The organism is Massilia sp. P1_C10 (genome assembly GCF_056406475.1).
On record NZ_JBFUAC010000019.1, the window covers coordinates 1 to 1,602 of the forward strand.

Sequence of the window (1,602 nt, forward strand, 5' to 3'; positions counted from 1 at the left end):
CCTGTGCAACTCTAGAAAGGAGGTGATCCAGCCGCACCTTCCGATACGGCTACCTTGTTACGACTTCACCCCAGTCACGAATCCTACCGTGGTAAGCGCCCTCCTTGCGGTTAAGCTACCTACTTCTGGTAAAACCCGCTCCCATGGTGTGACGGGCGGTGTGTACAAGACCCGGGAACGTATTCACCGCGACATGCTGATCCGCGATTACTAGCGATTCCAACTTCATGTAGTCGAGTTGCAGACTACAATCCGGACTACGATACACTTTCTGGGATTAGCTCCCCCTCGCGGGTTGGCGGCCCTCTGTATGTACCATTGTATGACGTGTGAAGCCCTACCCATAAGGGCCATGAGGACTTGACGTCATCCCCACCTTCCTCCGGTTTGTCACCGGCAGTCTCATTAGAGTGCTCTTTCGTAGCAACTAATGACAAGGGTTGCGCTCGTTGCGGGACTTAACCCAACATCTCACGACACGAGCTGACGACAGCCATGCAGCACCTGTGTTACGGCTCTCTTTCGAGCACGCCTCGATCTCTCGTGGCTTCCGTACATGTCAAGGGTAGGTAAGGTTTTTCGCGTTGCATCGAATTAATCCACATCATCCACCGCTTGTGCGGGTCCCCGTCAATTCCTTTGAGTTTTAATCTTGCGACCGTACTCCCCAGGCGGTCTACTTCACGCGTTAGCTGCGTTACCAAGTTAATTAAAACCCGACAACTAGTAGACATCGTTTAGGGCGTGGACTACCAGGGTATCTAATCCTGTTTGCTCCCCACGCTTTCGTGCATGAGCGTCAATCTTGACCCAGGGGGCTGCCTTCGCCATCGGTGTTCCTCCACATCTCTACGCATTTCACTGCTACACGTGGAATTCTACCCCCCTCTGCCAGATTCTAGCCTTGCAGTCTCCATCGCAATTCCCAGGTTGAGCCCGGGGATTTCACGACAGACTTACAAAACCGCCTGCGCACGCTTTACGCCCAGTAATTCCGATTAACGCTTGCACCCTACGTATTACCGCGGCTGCTGGCACGTAGTTAGCCGGTGCTTATTCTTCAGGTACCGTCATTAGCARRGGATATTAGCCYCCACCGTTTCTTCCCTGACAAAAGAGCTTTACAACCCGAAGGCCTTCTTCACTCACGCGGCATTGCTGGATCAGGCTTGCGCCCATTGTCCAAAATTCCCCACTGCTGCCTCCCGTAGGAGTCTGGACCGTGTCTCAGTTCCAGTGTGGCTGGTCGTCCTCTCAGACCAGCTACTGATCGATGCCTTGGTAGGCCTTTACCCCACCAACTAGCTAATCAGATATCGGCCGCTCCAGGAGCATGAGGTCTTGCGATCCCCCACTTTCATCCTTAGATCGTATGCGGTATTAGCGTAACTTTCGCTACGTTATCCCCCACTCCAGGGTACGTTCCGATATATTACTCACCCGTTCGCCACTCGCCGCCAGGTTGCCCCGCGCTGCCGTTCGACTTGCATGTGTAAGGCATGCCGCCAGCGTTCAATCTGAGCCAGGATCAAACTCTTCAGTTCAATCTCTGTTTAATGTCCTTGCGGACAGATCGCTCACTCAAAATACTGACAGGCCACT

At 53.4% G+C, this 1,602-nt stretch carries 1 rRNA gene; it reads right to left on the bottom strand.

What is annotated here, in order from left to right:
• Nucleotides 1-15: 15 nt before the first annotated feature.
• Nucleotides 16-1,544, bottom strand: a 16S ribosomal RNA gene (locus AC1D02_RS22150).
• Nucleotides 1,545-1,602 lie beyond the last annotated feature (58 nt).